Source organism: Agrobacterium sp. 5Ca50, from assembly GCF_055381905.1.
In genome coordinates this window covers 1-20,199 of record NZ_AP026439.1, presented here as the reverse complement: position 1 = coordinate 20,199, position 20,199 = coordinate 1, and the positions used below count along the sequence as shown (strand labels likewise).

At 53.5% G+C, this 20,199-nt stretch carries 16 protein-coding genes; 9 read left to right on the top strand and 7 right to left on the bottom strand.

The window, feature by feature from the left end:
* Window positions 1-5 precede the first annotated feature (5 nt).
* Window positions 6-1,262 carry a plasmid partitioning protein RepA gene (gene repA / locus ACZ5FM_RS17805; protein ID WP_464040793.1) on the bottom strand — a complete coding sequence of 419 codons (1,257 nt, stop codon included), beginning with the start codon at window positions 1,260-1,262 and terminating at the stop codon, window positions 6-8.
* Between the two features lie 471 nt (window positions 1,263-1,733).
* Window positions 1,734-2,924: an aminotransferase gene (locus tag ACZ5FM_RS17800; RefSeq protein ID WP_464040792.1), complete on the bottom strand. Its 1,191-nt coding sequence runs from the start codon at window positions 2,922-2,924 to the stop codon at window positions 1,734-1,736.
* Window positions 2,925-3,223: 299 nt separating this feature from the next.
* On the opposite strand from ACZ5FM_RS17800, the gene ACZ5FM_RS17795 reads away from it, so the two are divergent.
* The 7 genes from ACZ5FM_RS17795 to ACZ5FM_RS17765 all read left to right on the top strand — a co-directional run bounded on the left by ACZ5FM_RS17795 (window position 3,224) and on the right by ACZ5FM_RS17765 (window position 9,913).
* The gene (locus ACZ5FM_RS17795) at window positions 3,224-4,834 is read left to right on the top strand and encodes an ABC transporter substrate-binding protein (protein ID WP_464040791.1); all 1,611 of its coding nucleotides are present in this window, start codon (window positions 3,224-3,226) and stop codon (window positions 4,832-4,834) included.
* Window positions 4,835-5,071: 237 nt separating this feature from the next.
* Window positions 5,072-6,061, top strand: coding sequence for an ABC transporter permease (locus ACZ5FM_RS17790; protein WP_464040790.1), 990 nt, complete (start codon window positions 5,072-5,074; stop codon window positions 6,059-6,061).
* Window positions 6,058-6,894, top strand: coding sequence for an ABC transporter permease (locus ACZ5FM_RS17785; RefSeq protein WP_250985007.1), 837 nt, complete (start codon window positions 6,058-6,060; stop codon window positions 6,892-6,894). The genes ACZ5FM_RS17790 and ACZ5FM_RS17785 overlap by 4 nt, the downstream gene beginning before the upstream one ends.
* The gene (locus ACZ5FM_RS17780; RefSeq protein WP_259147202.1) at window positions 6,891-7,691 is read left to right on the top strand and encodes an ABC transporter ATP-binding protein; all 801 of its coding nucleotides are present in this window, start codon (window positions 6,891-6,893) and stop codon (window positions 7,689-7,691) included. Before ACZ5FM_RS17785 ends, ACZ5FM_RS17780 begins: the two co-directional genes overlap by 4 nt.
* Entirely contained in the window at window positions 7,688-8,491 is an 804-nt protein-coding gene (locus tag ACZ5FM_RS17775) for an ABC transporter ATP-binding protein (protein ID WP_464040789.1), read from the top strand. The genes ACZ5FM_RS17780 and ACZ5FM_RS17775 overlap by 4 nt, the downstream gene beginning before the upstream one ends.
* Entirely contained in the window at window positions 8,478-9,581 is a 1,104-nt protein-coding gene (locus tag ACZ5FM_RS17770) for a pyridoxal-phosphate-dependent aminotransferase family protein (protein ID WP_464040788.1), read from the top strand. The genes ACZ5FM_RS17775 and ACZ5FM_RS17770 overlap by 14 nt, the downstream gene beginning before the upstream one ends.
* A 149-nt stretch (window positions 9,582-9,730) precedes the next feature.
* Window positions 9,731-9,913 carry a hypothetical protein gene (locus ACZ5FM_RS17765; RefSeq protein WP_250985003.1) on the top strand — a complete coding sequence of 61 codons (183 nt, stop codon included), beginning with the start codon at window positions 9,731-9,733 and terminating at the stop codon, window positions 9,911-9,913.
* Window positions 9,914-10,159: 246 nt separating this feature from the next.
* Here the strand turns inward: ACZ5FM_RS17765 and ACZ5FM_RS17760 are convergent, their stop codons facing one another.
* On the bottom strand, window positions 10,160-11,620 hold the full coding sequence (locus tag ACZ5FM_RS17760; protein ID WP_464040787.1) for a glycosyl transferase family protein: 1,461 nt from the start codon (window positions 11,618-11,620) through the stop codon (window positions 10,160-10,162).
* 130 nt (window positions 11,621-11,750) lie between these two features.
* On the opposite strand from ACZ5FM_RS17760, the gene ACZ5FM_RS17755 reads away from it, so the two are divergent.
* Window positions 11,751-13,868: a TonB-dependent receptor domain-containing protein gene (locus tag ACZ5FM_RS17755; RefSeq protein WP_464040786.1), complete on the top strand. Its 2,118-nt coding sequence runs from the start codon at window positions 11,751-11,753 to the stop codon at window positions 13,866-13,868.
* Between the two features lie 77 nt (window positions 13,869-13,945).
* On the opposite strand, the gene ACZ5FM_RS17750 is transcribed toward ACZ5FM_RS17755, so the two are convergent.
* On the bottom strand, window positions 13,946-14,887 hold the full coding sequence (locus ACZ5FM_RS17750; protein WP_464041047.1) for a 2-hydroxyacid dehydrogenase: 942 nt from the start codon (window positions 14,885-14,887) through the stop codon (window positions 13,946-13,948).
* Between the two features lie 148 nt (window positions 14,888-15,035).
* On the opposite strand from ACZ5FM_RS17750, the gene ACZ5FM_RS17745 reads away from it, so the two are divergent.
* Window positions 15,036-15,896 carry a D-amino-acid transaminase gene (locus tag ACZ5FM_RS17745; protein ID WP_464040785.1) on the top strand — a complete coding sequence of 287 codons (861 nt, stop codon included), beginning with the start codon at window positions 15,036-15,038 and terminating at the stop codon, window positions 15,894-15,896.
* A gap of 541 nt (window positions 15,897-16,437) precedes the next feature.
* Here ACZ5FM_RS17745 and repC read toward each other — a convergent pair.
* The 3 genes from repC to repA (ACZ5FM_RS17730) form a co-directional block, all read right to left on the bottom strand.
* Window positions 16,438-17,652, bottom strand: a complete 1,215-nt coding sequence (repC, locus tag ACZ5FM_RS17740; protein WP_464040784.1) for a plasmid replication protein RepC — start codon at window positions 17,650-17,652, stop codon at window positions 16,438-16,440.
* A 195-nt stretch (window positions 17,653-17,847) separates the two neighbouring features.
* Window positions 17,848-18,879, bottom strand: a complete 1,032-nt coding sequence (gene repB, locus ACZ5FM_RS17735; RefSeq protein ID WP_464040783.1) for a plasmid partitioning protein RepB — start codon at window positions 18,877-18,879, stop codon at window positions 17,848-17,850.
* Window positions 18,876-20,099 (bottom strand): plasmid partitioning protein RepA, encoded by a 1,224-nt coding sequence (gene repA, locus ACZ5FM_RS17730; RefSeq protein ID WP_192489028.1) that lies wholly within the window; start codon window positions 20,097-20,099, stop codon window positions 18,876-18,878. The genes repB and repA (ACZ5FM_RS17730) overlap by 4 nt, the downstream gene beginning before the upstream one ends.
* Window positions 20,100-20,199: the final 100 nt, after the last annotated feature.

Below are 20,199 nucleotides of genomic sequence, written 5' to 3'. Positions count from 1 at the left end.
GCCTCCTATCGGCCCCATGCGTCGTGAACGAGTTTCTCAATTTCCGCATTGACCGCATTCATCGCTTCCTGCGCGCGGTCGTAGGTGGTGCGGGTAAAGTTTTCGCGGCCCACTTCATACAGTGTCTGCTTGGTCAGGCCTGCATCGGAAACAGCTGTGGATTTCAGCATCGGCGCGGTCAGAACCCGATCCCCAAACAGCGAACGCATGAAGCCGACAATCTGTGTTTGCGGTCCATCATTCGGTTCAAAACGGGTAACGAGATAGCGGAGGAAGTCAAAGTTTAACTCCCCGCCAGCCTCACGCACCACGCCCAGCAAATCCGAGGTCATGAACAGAAACTGGTTCATCGATGCCACATCCAGCATCTGCGGATGGACGGTAACGATAACGGATGTGGAGGCGCACAGCGCTGACAGGGTGAGATATCCGAGCTGCGGCGGGCAATCGATGACCACCACTTCGTAATTCAGCTCCACGCTGGCCAGAGCGGCCTGTATACGGGCAAAGAACAGCGGCCCGCTGTCTATGCCGCTGTGGCGGCGTGTCAGCGCCTGTGGCGTCTCGTGCTCGAATTCCTGCAGTTCGATATTTCCAGGGACCAGATCAAGCCCCGGGAAATATGTGCCGCGGATGATCTGCGAGAGTGGGCGGGCCTGATCGTCATAACGAATAGCGCCGTACAGCGTATCATTGCCGGTCAGATCCAGCTCCGGCTGATAACCGAACATCGCCGACAATGATGCCTGCGGATCGAGGTCGATGGCGAGAACCCGGTGACCGGTCAGCGCCAGATATTGCGCCAGATGAACAGCTGAAGTGGTCTTGCCAGAGCCGCCCTTGAAGTTGGTCACCGAGATGACCTGCATGTGTTCGCCGCGCGACAGATCACGCTGCGGCAGATAACTGCGTGCCTTCGCAGTGTTGCCTTTCGCCAAAGCCTGTTCAGCGAGGTGATGGCGCAGTGCATTGATGTCGTTCAACGTATAGAAACGTCGGCCGCCGGTCCCGGTTTCCGGTTGTGGCCCCTCGCCCGCCAGCGACAATTGGCGCAAGTAGCCATCCGAAACACCGATGAGCTTTGCAGCCTCACCTGAGGAAAACTGGCGCAGTGTCTTCTGTGCCATCGGTGGATACAGGCGTTCACGCATCGCCTTCAATTGCTCGGACAGCGCACGCGCGTCCGCCGCAATCGCGGCATCTGCCACGATGCTCGGCGTGCCCTGTGGCTTTTCATCGGTCGCCTGCACTACAGACACCATGGGTTCTATCTCCTGACTGGCGAGTATGAGGACTGTGGGTTCGACAGCGGTGAAATCATTCCTTGAGCGCCAGAAGGAGGACCAGGACAACTATCTCAAGCTGACGAACCATACCGAGATTTACAGAAATCTGGTCCAGTTACGACAAATACTCAAATTTTTGCGAATTTCCGTAACAGGATGACGGATTCAGTGATTCCCGTCAAGCACTCCGCGACCCAAAACATCTGAAATTTGGCACGAAACTCAGCACTGGTTGACAGCTGTCAACCGAATAATATGAAAGCATTTCAGTTATTTAACTTTATCGACGGCCCGCCAACCACCACTTACGTGGTCTAAATGTGGCATAAGGGCACAAACTATCCCATTTCATAAGGACAAAATAACAACCGCAAAATCTGGGATTCTGCGGTTTTGTTGACTGAGTTGACAGCTGTCAACTCGCGGGATGTCTTGGTCTTCAGCAGCTTATGCTAGCGTAAATCCAGAGAGACGGCTCTCCAGCTTGGCAATGGTTTCAACATCGGCATTGGCGAAAGCGAAGCGCAGATAGTCCTCTTGGCCCTCACCAAAATAGACGCCCGGCAAACACACCACCCCTGCCCTTTTCGCCAGCTGCTCCGAGACTGCTGCAGACGAAACGCCACGGAACGGATGGCGGATGAACGCAAAGTAAGCACCAACAGAAACCAGGTCCCAACCACTGATCTTCGGCATGACCTGACGCAGTGCATCGGCCCGTCTTTCAATCTCGAGCCGATTGTCATCGCGCCAATCGGCCAAAGCGGGAATAGCCTTTGCAACGGCGGCCTGCGGTGCACGCGCTGCACAGATCTGCAGATTGTCCATGATCTTGGCGATCTCGGTCACAGCCTGTGGGCCCGCTGTTATCGCGCCAAGTCGATGCCCGGGCACGCAGAAGGATTTCGAGAAGCTGTACAGCATGATGAGATTATCCTGCCATCCCTCGACATTCATCAATGTGTGTGGACGCGGCGTGTGGCCGGGAAGGAAGTCACGGTAGGTCTCGTCGAGGATAAGCCATACACCTTTTTCCCGGCAGACATGGAAAATCTCCAGCAACAATTCTGGCGGATAAACCGAACCGGTTGGATTGTTTGGCGTTACCAGAGCCAGAGCTTTCACGCCCGTGTCCAACACTCTTTTGACGTCAGCGATGTCTGGCAGAAATGCGTTATCTGGGTCACAGGACACAAGCACCCGGTTGATACCGAGCATCGCAAGTGTCGTATCCTGATTGAAATAAAACGGATCCGTCAATGCAACACTGTCGCCAGCCTTGGCTACGGCCATCGCCGCACACATGAAGGCCTGATTGCAGCCCGACGTGATGTGGATATTATAGATGCCAACACTCGCACCATAAAGCTCTGACACGTGCTGCGCATAGACATCCCGCAACTCGGTCTCACCCTCAATCGGACCGTATCCGCAATATTGTTTTGAGGATGCCGCCTCACCCAGCCAACGCAGAATATCGTCATGCGGCGCATAACCCGGTACGGCCTGAGACAGGTCGATCATCGGTCCGCGTGCGCCATCGTAAGCCCGTGCCCAGGCAAAAACGAAGGGAACAGGTGGTGGCGACAACTCAGCGACAAGAGAGTTGAATACAGGTTTGTTATCGGCGGATGGCATGGAATATCCTTGAGCGTCTTGCAAAATCGTTATCGGGCAGGGGCCGTCTTATCTGGCGACAGACCATGAAATAGGAGCGGAAAGCGTGCAAGTGTTTTCATGCGGTTTGATAGCGTCACAGGGTTCGCAGAATAGCATTTCATCCAAAACCACACATTGCATCTAAATTGCTCTGCATCTCAAAAAAGCTGAAATGCAATTGCTGTCTTATCGTCCCTTTAAGATGGACACTCCTCTCACCGCAGGCATAAGATGCTGCATTGCGGCCCGCGAAGCATCTCATCTATCGGAGTGAAATCATGTCTTTCTCATCCTCACTGTCCCGACGTCTGCTCTTGAAAAGCAGCATTCTGCTGGCCACTTCGACCACACTTGCGGGCAGGGGCTTTGCGCAGGAAGCAGCCTCCGGACGTCTGATTGTCGCCGCCGACTCCGAACCTAAAAACCTCAATCCTGCGATCGTCGCGTCAAACGGCGTGTTCTTTATTTCCAGCAAGGTCATCGAGCCGCTGGCCGAAGCCTCCTTTGATGGTAAGGATGGGCTTGCACCGCGTCTTGCCGTGGAATGGCAGGGGTCTGAAGATGGCCTGAGCGCCACGTTCAAAATGCGTGAGGGCGTCACTTGGCACGATGGCAAACCCTTCACTTCGGCTGACGTTGCTTTCTCGGCGCTGTCCGTCTGGAAGACATTGCAGAACCTCGGCCGTCTGGTTTTCGCGCATCTCGAAACCGTCGACACACCGGATGCCCATACCGCAATCTTCCGGTTCTCAAAGCCAACACCATTCCAGCTTATCCGTAACGCGCTTCCGGTCGTCACCAGCGTCCTGCCAAAACATGTCTATGAAGGCACCGACATTGCCACCAATCCGGCCAACAACAAGCTGGTTGGTACGGGCCCATTCGTGTTTGCGGAATATAAACCAGGTGAGTATTACCGTCTGACACGCAATGAAAAATACTGGAATGCCGGCCAACCGAAGCTGCAGGAAATCATCTACCGCATTCTGCCAGACAGGGCGGGGGCGGGTGCTGCGCTTGAGGCGGAAGAAATCCACCTTGCGGCCTTCTCGGCGGTTCCGCTGGCAGACTTGTCGCGCATCTCCAAGGTGCCGGGCATAAAGGTGATTGCCGACGGTTACGAAGCGCTCACCTACCAGCTGGTCGTCGAAATCAATCACCGCCGCAAGGAGTTGGCCGACCTTAAGGTGCGCCAAGCGATTGCGCATGCTATCGACAAGAAGTTCGTGGTCGACACCATCTTCCTTGGTTATGCAACGGCCTCGAGCGGCCCTGTACCCAAGAATGCGCCTGAGTTCTACACGGACGACGTGGAGACCTATGATTTCGATGTTGCTAAGGCCGACGCCCTTCTTGATGAGGCTGGTTACAAGCGCGGGGAGGGCGGTAATCGCTTCTCGCTGAAGCTACTGCCGGCACCTTATTTTAATGAAACCAAACAGTTTGGTGCCTATCTGCGGCAGGCTTTGGCGGAAGTCGGCATTGATGCCGAGCTGGTCAACAATGATTCCGCCGCACATCAGAAGGCAGTCTACACCGATCATGCATTTGATCTGGCGATTGCTCCACCTGTGTTCCGTGGAGACCCGGCCATCTCCACCACCATTCTCGTCAAATCAGGCACACCGGCTGGTGTCGGCTTCTCCAATCAGGGTGGCTATGAAAACAAGGATCTGGATGCGCTGATCGACAAGGCTGCCGAGGCGGTCAATACAGAGACCCGTACGGAACTCTACAAGGAGTTCCAAAAAAAGGTCACCGAGGATCTGCCTCTCATCAATGTTGCTGAGTGGGGCTTCATCACCGTTGCCCGCGATACCGTGCAGAATGTGGCAAGCAACCCACGCTGGGCGGTTTCGAACTGGGCAGATACGGAACTGGTTTCCTGACACCTGACAGGGTTTGGCAGGGTGACAACTCTCCCAAACCCTAACTTCAACAACAGTCGGCCTCCATAAAAATCTGCTGCACTTTGCAGTATCGACGTTTTCGAGTTCAGCAATTATCGCCGTGGGTTTACCACCGGCCGAAGTTCGGGATGACAAATTTTCACAACAGGCTGGTCAATGCTTCCGAATACTGATTGGCTGCGCTCGCAAGAATATCGATAGTCGGGGATATCAGCTATGCGCCGGTCCATGACATTAGTGAAACGAAGAGCCGTCAGCGCCATTCCGGTCCTGCTGATCGTTTTGCTGTTTACTTTTGTTTTGCTTGAAAACGCCTCGGGAGACGCCGTTGATGCCTATCTAACCTCGATTGGTGGCGGCGATGCGAACCTTGTGCAGACACTGCGGGCGCAATACGGCCTGGACCAATCCAAGCTTGCCCGTCTTTGGCTCTACGTTGGCTCCATAGCGCGTTTAGACCTTGGCTGGTCTCTGTCCTTCGATCGCCCCGTGCTTGCGCTCATACTCGAACGGCTGCCGAATACGCTACTACTCATGGGAAGCGCCACAGCCATTTCTTTCGCATTGGGCTCAGCGCTTGGCATTGTTGCCGGGGCGAAACCGGGAAGTGTGCGTGATCGGTTCCTGTCGGTCTCTTCACTGGCACTTTACGCCATGCCGGGTTTCTGGCTCGGCCTGGTGCTTGCCATTATATTCGCGGTTCAGCTTCGCTGGTTTCCGACATCCGGTATTGAAACCATCGCGTCGGGCAAACAGGGATGGGCGAGGGCACTGGACATCGCCAGACATCTCGTCTTGCCGGTTACCAGTCTCGGTCTGATCTATCTGGCACTTTTCCTGCGTGTCATGCGCACCTCCATGGCCGGCATCTGGAAACTCGACTTCGTACTGTTTGCCCGCTCGAAGGGACTTTCACGCAGCAGGATCGTTCTACGCCATGTCGCACGCAATGCCCTGTTACCACTCGTCACGGTGCTTGGTTTGCAGTCAGCGGCGATGCTGGGGGGCAGCGTAGTGATTGAAAGCGTATTTGCCATACCGGGGTTTGGACGTCTAGCGCAGGAAGCTGTGTCGGGACGAGATACGCCATTGTTGATGGGCATCATTCTTGTCAGCGCCGTGTTCGTGATTGTCGTCAACCTGCTTGTCGACATCCTCTATGCCACGCTTGATCCGCGCGTCGGGGCAGGGACCACCGGCACATGAAACAGCTCAGTTTTCTCATGGCTTCCGCATCGGGACTGGCCGGCGTGATCATCCTGCTCGCACTGAGCGCGATTGCGCTGGCTGCGCCCTATCTTTTTCCTGCCGATCCTCTGTCGATTGCCGGTGCGCCACTCATTCCGCCGTTCACTGACATGAGCTTTCCGCTCGGAACCGACAGGCTGGGCCGCGATGTTCTGGCCGGGCTGGTACATGGCACACGTGCGTCACTCGCCGTCGGACTGGCCGCAGCTATCGCCGCAATAACCCTCGGTACGATCATTGGCACCCTTGCCGGTTTCGCCAGTGGCCTGATTGATGAGGCACTGATGCGTGTCACTGACGCCTTTCAAATCGTGCCCAGCTTTCTCATGGCACTTGCCTTCGTCAGTACCATCGGTACCTCCATGCCAATTGTGGTCATCGCAATTGCACTCGGCGCATGGGCTGATCCCGCCCGTTTGACGCGCGCACAGGTGTTGTCCATTCGTGAAAGCGATTACGTCGCCTCTGCCCGCACGATCGGCATGCACCCGCTTGAAATCGCCTTCAGGCAGATATTGCCCAATGCCCTGCCACCGGTTCTGGCACTGGCTGCCATCATCGTCGCAGCAGCCGTGCTGACAGAAGCCGCTTTGTCGTTTCTGGGACTGGGAGACCCGAACATCGTCACCTGGGGATCGATGATTGCCGAGGGACGTAATGTGCTTCGCTCAGCACCATCGCTCTCCATCATACCGGGCCTTGGTTTGCTGACACTGGTGCTGGGTGTTTATCTTCTGGGCGAAGGTATCAATCAGGCTTTGTCGAAAAGCGACAGGGGAGGGGACCAATGACGCTTCCACTGTGCCATATCCAAAATCTCGGCATAACCTACCCCAAACAACGAACTCCGGCATTGACAGATATTAACCTTGAGATCTATGCAAGAGAGAGACTGGCAATCATCGGTGAAAGCGGTTCTGGCAAAACGACACTGGCCAGATCTCTCGCGGGACTTTTACCGCAGGGCGCTAAATCGAGCGGCTCAATTGATTGGGCCCTGCATGGAAAGCGCATAAAAGCCCGCCCACAAGCCGGTCGTGAACTGGCATATGTTTTTCAAGATCCTGGAAGTAGCCTCAATCCTGTGCTGAAAATAGGCGAGCAAGTCGCCGAAACTGCACATCAGCATCTCGATATCTCCTATCGACAGGCGTTGAGACAGGCTGTGGACCTGCTGGAACGGGTTCAATTGCCGGAACCTCAGCGCTTGGTGAATGCCTATCCACATCAGCTCTCAGGTGGCCAGAAACAACGTGTAGCAATTGCAGCAGCCATTGCGGCACAGCCATCCATATTGATAGCCGACGAGGCCACAAGTGCGCTTGATAGCGTCACTCAGGCGGCAATTGCCCGACTGCTCGATGGTCTGGTGCAAGAGGAAGGCATGACGCTGATCTTCATCACTCACGACATCGCTTTGGCCAGCAGTCTGGCGGACCGCATTGCTGTTTTGCAATCCGGACGGCTTGTAGAGCAGGGCAGGGCGAGTGAGGTCATAAACTCTCCCGAAGATCCCTACACGCGCGAACTGATTTCCGCGCATATTGATCTTTCCACGCCACCGCTGGTGCTGGAGCCCCAACAATGACCGAACCACTGCTGCAGGTAACAGGACTGTCAAAAACCTATGACGGCGGACCACGCCAGGTGACGGCACTGTCCAATATCACCTTCAGCGTCGAAAACGGCGAAACGTTGGGTCTTGCCGGCGCTTCAGGTTGCGGAAAATCGACACTAGCCCGTATCTTAATGCGGCTTGTTCCACCGGATAGCGGGTCTATTCGTTTTCAAGGACAGGACTGGCTGGCTCTGCCGCAGGCAGCGCTTCGAAAACAGCGCAAGCACATGCAGATGGTGTTTCAGGACACTGTAGGGGCCTTCAATCCACACGCAACGGTCACAAGTGCGATTGGCGATCCGTTGCGCATCCACAATATTGTGCCAGCCACGGGACGTGAGCGTGAAATTCACCGATTGCTGGAACGTGTGGGTCTACCAGCCAGTTACGCCGTACGCCCGATCATGGCTCTATCAGGTGGGCAACGCCAACGTGTTGCGATCGCCCGGGCCCTGTCACTACGCCCCGATTTACTGGTGATGGATGAAGCCGTCTCTGCGCTTGATGTCTCCGTTCGCAGCAGAATTTTAGAACTTCTTGTTGAAATTCAGCGTGATACCGGCATCGCCTGCATCTTTGTATCACACGATCTTGCCGTTATTCGGGCTGTCTGCCATCGCATTGCGGTGATGGAAAAAGGGCATATCGTTGAAAGCGGTGTTACCGGCAAAGTCATTGCCGCACCGCAATCTGCCGCCGCCAAACAACTGATTGAGGCCGTTCCGCGGCTTAATATATTGCATGAGGACATCCACAATGCCGAACCGTGACTGGACTTTCCTGCTCGACACACCCCCTTTCCCGGCCGATGCCTATGCGCCATTGGCGGACCAGCTGGCAGCGATACTTGGCACTCGAAACGATGTTCTCCTAATTCAGGCAGAAGCGGTGCTGGCACTTGAAGCCGTTGCGACCAGTCTGGCACGACCAGATCTCACCGCACTCAACATCGTCACTAGCCCCTATGGCAGCTGGTTCGGCGGCTGGCTGTCGCGCGGCGGCGTGCAAGTGACCAACTTGCAGGCTGCCCCAGCCAAACCGATCACAATCGAAGCTGTCGAAGCCGCCCTTGATGCAGAACCTGACATCCAAATCCTTGCAGTGGTGCACGCGGAATCGGCCAGTGGCATTCTCAATCCATTGGAGGAGATCGTTGCCCTTGCAAAAAAACGCGGCATTGTCACCGTGGTGGATGCCGTTGCTTCCGTCGGCGGCCACGCATTGGAGGTCGACAGGCTGGGCATAGACATCGCCGTCATTGGCCCGCAAAAATCTTTGGCAGGTCCAGCCGGACTATCTGCGATCTCGATTAGCAAAGCGGCATGGGCATTTCTTGATCATGATAATCCCCCACGCGATTCCATGTTGTCGCTGATTGACCAGAAAAAACAATGGCTTGAGAAAGGGAGAGGTGCACTCCCTGGCACACCGGCGCCACTGGAATTCTATGCCTTGAGAGCAGCTTTGCAGCGTGTGGAGCAAGAGGGAATTGCCGACATTGTGGCGCGCCATAAGCACGCGGCAAGCGCCACCCGCAGTGCATTGCAAGCCTTGGGCGCCACACTATGGGTAGAAAAAGACCAGGCATCCGCGCTTGTGACAACCGTCATATTACCAGAAAAAATCGCGTTGAATGACTTCGCAGCTCGATCATGGGGTGCAGGATCTGATCTCACATCGGGTATAGGTCTTGGCGCGGAACGACTTGTCCGCTTCAACCACACGGGACATCGCGCCTCTCGAGACGCAGTCACCGCCAATATCGATGCCTATATCTCCCTACTCAAACATTTTGATGTCGCACATGACGCGATCTCTGCCCACTCAGCTCTGGCAAAAACCTACGAAGACCCACATTAAGCCCGCGTTTTCTCTCGCGTTCCATCAGTAAACATTCTTGCTATAGTCTACAGAAAAAATAGAAAATTGATTGCCTGACCAATCTTGACGAAAAAGTGGCAACAAAGCACACTTAACGGGACGTAAACGATTAGACAGGAGATACGTAAATGGTAGCAGGTATGAACATGCTTTCCTTTGACCTCTTCGGTCTCGGCCGCAGAATGCCCGAGAACAAGTCAGAAACGGGCAGTGAAAAAACTGCGGCACGCACTGCGCGCGACGAGGCATCTCGTAAGGATGTGGAGCAGGAACACGAACTGTTTTTCTGGTCCCTCTATCCGGTAATTTGACATCAGGTCGATATTTGTTGTGGCATTTTTTGAGCTAAAAAGTGCCACAACATAAGGCCACACCATGATCGAAGAAACGGGATTTATCTTTTTAGATCATGGCGTTAACGGCACCTTCAATATCCCGCCAATCTTTCAATCCATATTTCCAGAATACATTTCAGACGCTGGTTTTTAACGCGGCCACTTTACAGCTGTTGCATCATATTGCGGATTTTGAAGGTGCTGTCATACTCATGACCATGGTTACGCAGCCGCCACCAGACGGTCCTTCCATAGTCTCAACGCACGTTGATAGTATTCCAGAAAACTATCCGCCGATGCACATTCAATCGTCATCAGCGCCATGGCGGCCGTCGCGCAAATCACCATTTCCATGCGTTCATCACGCGCCGCACCTGTCCAAACCGCAAACCAGTATTCCCGCATCGTCATCAACGTGTCCGGTTCTGCACCTGGCTGCTTCATGCCCGGAATAGAAAAATCACAGGATGCACCATCCAGCAAACGATAGATTGTCGTCGTTCTGAACGGGCCAAATTCCGGAATATCCCTGATATTGCCGATGATGGACAGTTGCTGCACACCCAGCAACATCGCAATATCGCGGTGTAGATCCCGTCGCGCAGATCCCGACGCACCCATGATGCTGGCCTTTGCACCCAAGGGATTGATCAACTGCAGAATCGTATTGAGCGGCGAGCGCATTTCCATCAACGGATACAGACCGATAAGCCGGGTAATTTGTGCGTCGAGGGTTTCCATTGGAATAAAGACGCTCGCAGCCGTCTTCAGCGCATTTTTTGCATCTTTGATCGATGCGCAAACGGGAATGCCCGACATCTTCGCAGCGATAACAAATTTTGCTTCGTCCTGACCACCGCCGGCAGAACCGTGCATTGCCACGCGGTAACCAGCCATATTAACCAGTCGCACGGCATGCATGAACCAGGGAGAGGTGCGTAACTTCGGTGATAAATATACCGGCCAATCAAGATCGGCCGTCGTGGTCCCGACATCCGATACCTTGAGATGAGCACGAAGTGCCGTGACAAAACCTGCAAATTCCGATGTCGTTGCACCGCGGAACTGCATTGTCGCCAACAAAGCACCAATCTGGATCGGATCTGCCTCGCCGTCGAGAATGATGGACAAGGCGTCTTGCGCTTCTTCCTGGTTGAGCGAGCGGCTGCGACCTACGCCTGCGCCGGACAGAGCGATATATTTCGCAAGTCTCTGCATCGGCGGCGCGTTATCCCCTATCCGGGACAATTTATCGGCGATGTGCTCCGGTGATGGCTGTCCATCCAGAAGCATCGAGGGTCGAACCGCAAGCGGTGGTGCATCCAACAGGGCAGGGCCGCTCCAACCGGTTTCACCCGGCCTGGAGGAGGAGACAGTCTCTTTTTGCGGCGCTAACAATCGATCCGCTTCTGCCGCAAGTGCCCGAACACGAACCCGCAGGGAATCTGCAAGTGGCGTCGGCACCAACCCTCGCGCCGTTCGATGGAATAGTGGATCGCCATAAATTTCCCGAAGTTGGCCGAGCATTCTGCTCATTGCAGGTGGCTGTATACCCATGCTTGCCGCAGCGCGGCTGACGCTCCCCTCTCGCAAAAGAGTGTCCAGCACGATCAAAAGACGCAACTGTCCTGATCGATCTTGTGCCTGATCAACGCCCCCGCGTCGCTTTTTTTCCCCTGTCACGACATCTCCGTTCTGCCCCGTAACTTCCTCATATTCAAATTTGGAATCATTCGAAAACAACAAGGTTGCTCTTACCAGAGCCGTTAATTATGTGGATACCATTACTCAAGTTAATTGTCTGGAGTGTCACATGAAGTTGATCGCTGACCGTCGAGGGGACGGGCAGGGGACGATGTTGCGCGCAAAAAAACGCCAGCATCCAAGCCAAAACCTGAAAGCCGGAAAGCACCGAATTGCCTTGGCGTGCCTCGCGAGTACAGCCATTTTCATTGCTCAAAACGCTTACGCGCAACAGTCAGCTGACACAGCCACAGATGAAGAAGCACTTATGCTTCAACAGATTGTCGTGACAGCCTCGTCGGTCGCAACCGATTTGCGCAACGCACCGGCCAGTGTATCGGTTATCAACTCTGATACATTTGAACGAAGAGCCGTCACTGATATTTCCGAGGCAATTCGCACTCAGCCGGGCGTTAATGTCGGATTTGGCAGTAATGGCACACGCGGTGTCAGTATACGTGGCCTCGGCTCCAGCTACACACTCATCCTCATAGACGGCAAGCGCGTAAACGCCGGCCTGACGACAATGCGCAAATATAACGGCGATCTTGATTGGGTGCCGATCGATGCAATCGAACGTATTGAAGTCGTGCGCGGCCCGATGTCGACACTTTATGGCTCCGATGCATTGGGCGGTGTCGTCAATATCATCACCAAGAAAAACAGTGATCGCTGGCGTGGATCGGTGACCGCAGAAACGCTGTTGCCCAGCAATGCCCTGACCGGCTCCAAACAGAAACTCAGCGGTTACGTCAGTGGTCCGATCATCCCTGATGTTCTGTCCTTCAGCGCATTTGGCAATGTCAGTAAACAAAAAGAAGCTGATGAAAGCTTGGGCGGCGGTGTGGAGACACCACGCGGCACACGTGATTTCGACCTGACAGGTCGTTTGACATGGACGCCATCAGCCGATCAAGTTATTGATCTCGAAGCGGGTTTTGGGCGTGAGCGTTACATCCCGTATCTTGAACCGGGCGAGGCCGACACACCGACAACAATTGAGCGCACCTCAGTTTCGCTTCGCCATGTCGGCGAGTGGGACTTTGGCACCTCGACAGTCACCGGCTTTATGGAAAATGCCGAAAACAAACACACCATCACCGATCGTTTGGGCGATGTTCTCGGCAACAGCATCACCGTTCGCAGCTACACGCTGGACGGTAAATTGGCCATGCCGCTGGATTATTTCTGGACCGATGGCCTGACTATTGGCAGCGAATTCCGCTACGAAGAACTGGACGATCCGGAAAATCTTGGCAAGGCCAATACCGTAACCGGAACAAGTGGCTCTCCACAAACCGACAACTGGACGGCTGCGCTGTTTGCCGAAAACAAGCTCGACATTATCGAAACTGTCCATCTGACAACAGGTCTGCGTTATGACTACCACGACATGTTTGACAGTCATCTTTCTCCGCGCGCTTACATCACCTGGGATGTCACTCCGGATTTGACGTTCAAAACCGGTTGGGCTCAGGCTTTCAAAGCACCTGATCTTCGCCAGCTCAATCCGAATTGGGTGCAAACATCCCGCGGTCGCGGCTGCGGTGCTGTCGGCGGCCCTTGCGAAATGGTCGGTAATCCAGACCTCAAACCGGAAACCAGCAACAGTTTCGAAGGCGGTCTTTTCTACGAAAACTCCGACGGATTGCAGGCGGGCCTGAATTATTTCTTCAATGAAATTGAAGACAAAATTACCTCTGCCCGCGTAGCTTCCCTGATCACTGCCGGCGGCACGAAATATGTTCAGCAGATCAATGTCGACCGTGCGAGATCACAGGGATTGGAAGGTAACTTCTCGATTCCATTACACGACACTTTGACCTGGACAAACTCGTTTACCTGGCTGTTTGAATCGAAGAACCTCGAAACTAACCTGCCATTGTCTGCGGATCCGGAAATCTCCGTCCATACGGAACTGGTTTGGCAGGCCCGTGAGAATTTGAGCTTCACACTCTCAGGCGACTATTACGGAAAGCAGGTCGATTATGTCACAACACCTGAAACGCTCATCGCTCAGAACGTCGAGCCTTACGCTGTTGCCAATATTTCGACCAGGTATAGCTTCAATGAGAATGTAGACTTCAAAGCCGGCATCAATAACATCTTCGACGCACAGCCGAAGAGCGAATCCAGTTTTGTGGAAAATGGCCGCACATTCTTCCTTGGCGTAACCACGAAATTCTAAGAGCACAGCTGCGCTTCATCGCATCACGCTCCAAGATAACCCGGCCACATCAAAGCCGGGTTATTTTTGTCCAAAATCTAGTATCCCCGTTGAATATCGACAGTCGGTGGCAAGGTGCCATTTTGCCGCCAGTTGCGAATATTCCCAGCAACGATACGCGCGGAACTTTCACGACTGGTTGGTCCGGAAATGTGCGGTAGCACTGTCACTTTCTCATGATCCCAAAACGCCGAATTATCGGGTAGCGGCTCCACTTCGAAGACATCGAGGACAACGTGTGAAAGCTGACCACTATCCAAAGCGTCCAAGAGGTCATCAGTCACGATAATCGGTCCGCGTGCGAAGTTGATAAGGCTGGCGCCCTTTTTCATAATTCCAAACCGAGATGCATTGAGCAATCCACGGGTCTGCTCGGTGAGTGGCACGAGGCAGACAACAATATCGCTACGCTGCAACATGGTGTTCAACCCATCATCACCGGCAACTGTTTCAATTCCGGTTAGCGATTTCATCGAGCGGCTCCAGCCAATCACGTTGAAACCCGCATCTTTCAGTTTTCGGGCAGAAGCTGCACCCAACTCGCCAAGGCCGATCAGACCAACGGCCATTTCGCTCGGTGGCCGATATTCCAGTTCCTGCCAGACACGATGCTGTTGCTGCTTCCGATAAGCGGGCATATCCCGTTGGAGGTAATAACTCCAGGCAAGAACTGCCTCAGACATAACCCGCGAAAGTTCCGGATCAGTCAGTCGAACCAAAGGTGGAGCCTTTGGACCCAACTCCGCAACCAAACGTTCAACGCCGGCCCAAAGACTATGAACCCACTTCAGGTTTGGCAGTGCTGCGATGTGTTCGGGGTCGGGATTGGCGACAACAGCAATTTCTGCGCGCTGCTTTTCATCATCCGACATTGCCGAAAAAGAGATGATTGTCTCTTGCGGTAAAGCCGCACTCAAGGCACTGATCCAGTCGGCTTCGGAGGCGGCATCACTCCGCGAGACAAATGCAATAGGCGGCAGTTGGGACATCTATCAAAAACACCTTTTTTGGAAATGAGTGTAACTGGGCAAACCGTATTCAACCGGCATTCGAAAGGAAAGCAATTCCCCGTTAATCACACATGTTGTAGGACAGGTGAGCTTCAAAATTCATTAAAGGAAAAGCGAAATGAGCAGGACCGTTTATGTCAACGGTGAATGGGTCGCGGAAGAAAACGCTAAGGTTTCTGTCTTCGATCGCGGTTATCTTTTCGCCGATGCGATATATGAAGTAACCGCAGTCGCTAACGGCAGGCTGATCGACTTCACTGGCCATGCGGCACGTCTCGCCCGTTCACTCGAAGCGCTCGGTATCAAACCGCCGGTGACCAATGATGTTCTCAAGTCGCTCCATTTCGAAATCATTCGCCGAAATGAACTTACGAACGGTTTGATCTATCTGCAAATCTCGCGTGGTGCCGAAGATCGCGACTTTCTCTATAGTGCCAGTCTCGAGCCAACAATTGTGATGTTTACCCAGGCCCGCAATGTCTTGGCAAATCCACGATGGGAAACCGGAATTTCGGTCGCCACGGTCCCTGAAGGCCGTTGGTCTAATCGCCAGATCAAGACCGTACAATTGTTGTATTCGTCGATGGCGAAGATGGAAGTCCAACGCAAGGGCGCAGATGATGCTCTCTTTGTCGAGGATGGTTTCATCACCGAGGGCACATCCAACAATTTTCATATCGTGACCGGCGATGGCACACTTATCACCCGCGCATTATCAAATGCTCTGCTCCATGGAATTACCCGCGGATCAATTCTTGATATCGCAGATAAGGCCGGTATTCCGACGGAACAGCGGTCTTTTACACCTGATGAAGCAAAATCAGCCGCGGAAGCATTTATCACTTCGGCCGGGGTTTTCGTTATGCCCGTCATCGCTATAGACGGACAAAATATCGGCGACGGAAAGCCTGGTCCTATAAGCCAAAAATTGCGTGCACTTTATATTCAGCATAGCCTCGATACCAGCGAAGGCCCCTGATTCAGGCAAACAGAAACACCTAAAACCCTGTCAGTTGACAGGGTTTTATTTTGCCCTAACGGGCGGCTTTACATTAGCCGTCACTGTCGTCCCATATCGCCAATAGATTGGCCGTGTCCTTTTCCCCCTTTCTACCGACAATTAAAAACGTAACAGCCACTTCAGTGGCTCATTGCCTTTTGTACAGTTCAGTTGATCGATGGTTTATAATCACTTCCGCTGCAAATCTCGCTAAGCGAGAGCTGACATCACTATTTTCTCTCGGCCTGGAAATATGCCGAGCCATCGGGCCAAAATCTCACCAACAGTAGCAGTGGCATTTCGAAACAAATTCTGTTTCCATTTAATGCCACTTGCGAAATCGACTTTAAGCCCGCCGGTTCGCTGCAATCTTCCACACTCGGCTGCCAGCGATTAATGCTTCCGACATCAGTCGACTACCATCGTCTTGCTATGAACCACCGACCGATTTCGGAAATCAGACGTTGGACTTTTATAAAGACAAACCCCGACAAGCTCATTTGCACATGACACCACCGCGTCACCCCGCCTGGCGTTGATTAGTCCCAGCCACTCTCAGCAGAGCCATCAACATTGGTCCCAATGAGAATTCGCCAAGTGCTGTGCGTTTGGTCAAATCGCGCAGATACCCGCCAGCTGAATTGATGTGCTGTGCTCGTTCCAGAATGCAGGCGATTGCAACCGCCGCATTTTCAGGGCCCATGACTTCGCACGCCGACTGATAGGCGGACGGGCTGACACCCAGCATTGAGCGAACAGTCACCGCGGCACTCATCAAATCGCGCCAATTCTCAATAACGCCGGACGGACCATAGGGCACAATCTCGGGGCAGGCCCGAAGCACCATACCCAAAGGAAATGCCTTCAACTCCACATTCGGCTTGGCTGTTTTGACACCAAGTTTCGGGTCCAGCTCTTTTTCAGAGCTAGCTTCAAGTTCATTAAGAGAGTTGGTATTTGAATTCTGTTTGTGCCGCTCAAAATGATCTGCATTGCCGCTTATATTATTTGAATTGTCTAGTGTTTCCAGCAGATTGAGTACCTCTGCCCTGAGTATCTGCATCTCATCGAGCAGCGAATTCAGTTCATCGGTCGTCGGCGACCTTGGAATACGCGCGACCAGCTCGTTGTAAACTTCTTCAACAGCATGCCAATCGCCGTCTGCCTCTTCGTCGATCGCGGCCGAGATGAGCTTGCGAACATCGCGGCGGCATATCGTTAGAGCTTCTTTTGACCGTCTGAACTTCGCACGCTCTGCAGCCACCTCTTGCGCCAGGTGTGCAAATTCTTCTGCTCGTGCAAGTATTGGTGAAAGGTCAAAACCGAAAGCGTCCTGGACTTCCCCTGAACGACCTTTGCGGGCGAACCGTTTGCCATTAGCGCTGTCTTTGCGGACAATAAGCCCTGCTCCAACCAATGCTGCCAAATGCCGGCGTAATGTTGCATCCGCCATGCCATGGGCGCGAACTGAAAGACTCGCGTTTGATGGAAATACGATGAGCTGGTCACCCTGACGCAGTTCTGTTTCAGGATAAAAGCTCAAAAGCGCGTCGAGCACAGCAAGTGATCTGTCCTGCACGCCGAGCATACCTCGAGCTTCGCACACATCACGAAACACTTTCCACTTATCGGCGGTTTTACCGGATTGAATCTGAGCCGAAGCGACCTGCCGTTTCATCAGGTCAAGCGTCATCGGCCGCCGCCCAAAGGGCGTCGTTACATTGACAGGTTGCATCTTCTTTTACCTCTTTTAAGGCAACAGAAATCCGCTCACCAAAAAGATGCCGAAAACTCTTGACTGTGAATCATGGAAATGCGATTCTCGAAGTGCTAAATCTGAGAGAGGCTTCCATGCGGCAACGTTTGGGGGCCTTTTTCTTTTGCGGTAAATACCTTTCTTCGTTTTCGATCAACAAGATAGCTTGTGCTATCAGTTGTTCTTTTTTGCGCGTTGAAGCGAAAACTGCTCGACGAGTGTCGGCAATTGCTCAGCAACAAACTTGATGAATTCCTTGCCAAGCTGATCCTCGGCAGAAATGCGAACTTCTTTTGCGGACATATTCAGTGCCACGAGACGATCACCATTGGCGTCGAGTATCTCGGTCGGTGCCTTTTCGGTGACCGTCGGCTTGATGGCTTCCAGCACATTCTGGAACCGCTTGTCTGATGTCAGCAACTTACCGTTGCCATTGGCAAGAGTTTTCCGGATTACCTCCAGAGCATTTTTGTTGGCGCTGATGCGCTTAGCGAAATCGACCCAACGCGGTCGACCAATCTTAGGCGCCCGGCCGATGGCCTCAATCACGTCGGCTGGTACGGTGCGGTAAACGCCACGCATCCGCGCCAGTTCGGCGTCATCGATTGAAAGCGCCGCATAAATGTCGCGCGGCTTTATCCCGGCCATATCCATACGCGATGCAAACAAGGCACGCTCGATCCAGCTCAAATCCTGTCGGCTGGCATTTTCAATACCCTGCGCGACAACAAGATCCAGGTCGGAAATATCCACTTCCATTGCCTGAACCGGCTTGCCCAGTTCCTTGGCGGCAAGCCACCGGCGATGACCGTAGACAATTTGATAGCGGCCGGCTGCCGTTGGGTGTTTGCGAACCTGAATAGGTACCTTTTGTCCGTCAGTCTCAATCGACGTCTTGAAGGCCTGAAATGCATCCGGGTCATCTTCCGGCAAACGGTCCGGATAGGGCGAGGGGTCAACAACGGCGGTGTCGAGCATCAGCAGTGAACCACCACCAGCCTCTACCAAAGCTTTCAAACGGTCACGCTCGGCACGAATATCATCGATGGCACGATGTGCAGCACCAATGACACCAGCTCCCACACGGTTGTTGGCAGCCTGAGGTGCCACTGCCGGTGCAGAAACCTCACCCTTCAGGTGATTTTCCAACTCAGCCGAAAGCAGTCCGAAACTGGCCACGATCGATTTGCGAGATCCTTTGCTCATTTGCGCCCCCAACTGCTATTGATCAAATCAATGATCGCTTCGTTCACGGCATCGACGGCTTCGCGAGCACGTTTATGAGTATCCCGGCCGATCTGTCCCATCTCCAGTTCATAGAGGGAACGTTTGGCAAGTCCGGCCGCTTCCACGGCTGTGCTTTCAATCGATGTTGGCAACAGAACATCGGTGCCAAACAGGTGACGTAGCATCGCCACCACTTGGGACTGAGGCCCATCATTCGGGTCATGACGTGTAATCAAATACCGTATGAAATCTTGATCGAGCTGCGCGCCGCTCTCGTTGAGAACGCCGATCAAATCACCCATCATCAATAGAAACTGGCTCATCGACGCGACATCCAACATGGCAGGATGCACAGTGATGATCATGCTGGTGGCAGCGTAGATAGCGCTCAACGTCAGAAAGCCAAGAGATGGCGGCGTATCCAGGATAACGATATCATAGTCGTCCTGAACCTCATCAAGAGCCAACTTCAGTCGTTCGAAAAAGATCGCGCCTGAACTGGACTTATTGGCGAGTACACGCGGTGTCTCATGTTCATATTCCATGACCTCAAGATTGCCGGGTATCAGATCAATACCGTCAAAATAGGTCTTGCGGATAATGTCGCGAATTGGACGACGCTCAGCATCTTCGTAGCGCAGCGCCGCATATATTGTCTCGTTTGCACCAACATCCACTTCCGGCTGCGCACCAAACATTGCCGACAAGGAAGCCTGTGGGTCCAGATCAAGCGCCAGCACCCGATAGCCTTGCAGAGCGAGGTAGTGCGCGAGATGCACACAGGTTGTCGTCTTGGCACTACCGCCCTTGAAGTTGGCGATCGCCAACACCTGCAAATGTTCACCAGCACGACGACGCGGCAGAAAACGAAGCGCGTCGGCGGGCTTCTGCTTGGCAAACAGTTCGCGCAGCTCATTAATTTGCGGAAGAGTGTAAACTCGGTGATTGTTCTCCAACCGACTCGGAACGGGTCCACGTCCTTCGCTGGACATCAGTTTCAGGGTGGAGTCAGGAATGGAAGTCAATCTGGAAACCTCATTGGTCATAAAATGACGCAATGATTTTTCAGCCTTTGGGGGATACATACGAGTTCTGAGTTGCTGCAATTGACCAGACAAAACGGTAGCGTGACGCATGATTTTACTACCAGCGTCTTCCTTCACTACAGCTTTGGCGCCTGCACGCTCAACTATCGTCATATTCTCCCCTTGGCGGCATTTTGTCGGTTTGCCGACCTATGCCCGCCAAGACGTAGAACATGATTCTGACACTTCGTCCAGAAGTGAAGGTTAACAGTGC

Excerpts from the sequence above, each read along its gene's own strand:
- repA (WP_464040793.1), bottom strand. The coding sequence starts at position 1,262 with ATGGTGTCTGTAGTGCAGGCGACCGATGAAAAGCCACAGGGCACGCCG.
- ACZ5FM_RS17755 (WP_464040786.1), top strand. The coding sequence starts at position 11,751 with ATGAAGTTGATCGCTGACCGTCGAGGGGACGGGCAGGGGACGATGTTG.
- ACZ5FM_RS17785 (WP_250985007.1), top strand. The coding sequence starts at position 6,058 with ATGAAACAGCTCAGTTTTCTCATGGCTTCCGCATCGGGACTGGCCGGC.
- ACZ5FM_RS17765 (WP_250985003.1), top strand. The coding sequence starts at position 9,731 with ATGGTAGCAGGTATGAACATGCTTTCCTTTGACCTCTTCGGTCTCGGC.
- ACZ5FM_RS17795 (WP_464040791.1), top strand. The coding sequence starts at position 3,224 with ATGTCTTTCTCATCCTCACTGTCCCGACGTCTGCTCTTGAAAAGCAGC.
- repC (WP_464040784.1), bottom strand. The coding sequence starts at position 17,652 with ATGCAACCTGTCAATGTAACGACGCCCTTTGGGCGGCGGCCGATGACG.
- ACZ5FM_RS17780 (WP_259147202.1), top strand. The coding sequence starts at position 6,891 with ATGACGCTTCCACTGTGCCATATCCAAAATCTCGGCATAACCTACCCC.
- ACZ5FM_RS17770 (WP_464040788.1), top strand. The coding sequence starts at position 8,478 with ATGCCGAACCGTGACTGGACTTTCCTGCTCGACACACCCCCTTTCCCG.
- repA (WP_192489028.1), bottom strand. The coding sequence starts at position 20,099 with ATGACGATAGTTGAGCGTGCAGGCGCCAAAGCTGTAGTGAAGGAAGAC.
- repB (WP_464040783.1), bottom strand. The coding sequence starts at position 18,879 with ATGAGCAAAGGATCTCGCAAATCGATCGTGGCCAGTTTCGGACTGCTT.
- ACZ5FM_RS17790 (WP_464040790.1), top strand. The coding sequence starts at position 5,072 with ATGCGCCGGTCCATGACATTAGTGAAACGAAGAGCCGTCAGCGCCATT.
- ACZ5FM_RS17775 (WP_464040789.1), top strand. The coding sequence starts at position 7,688 with ATGACCGAACCACTGCTGCAGGTAACAGGACTGTCAAAAACCTATGAC.
- ACZ5FM_RS17800 (WP_464040792.1), bottom strand. The coding sequence starts at position 2,924 with ATGCCATCCGCCGATAACAAACCTGTATTCAACTCTCTTGTCGCTGAG.
- ACZ5FM_RS17745 (WP_464040785.1), top strand. The coding sequence starts at position 15,036 with ATGAGCAGGACCGTTTATGTCAACGGTGAATGGGTCGCGGAAGAAAAC.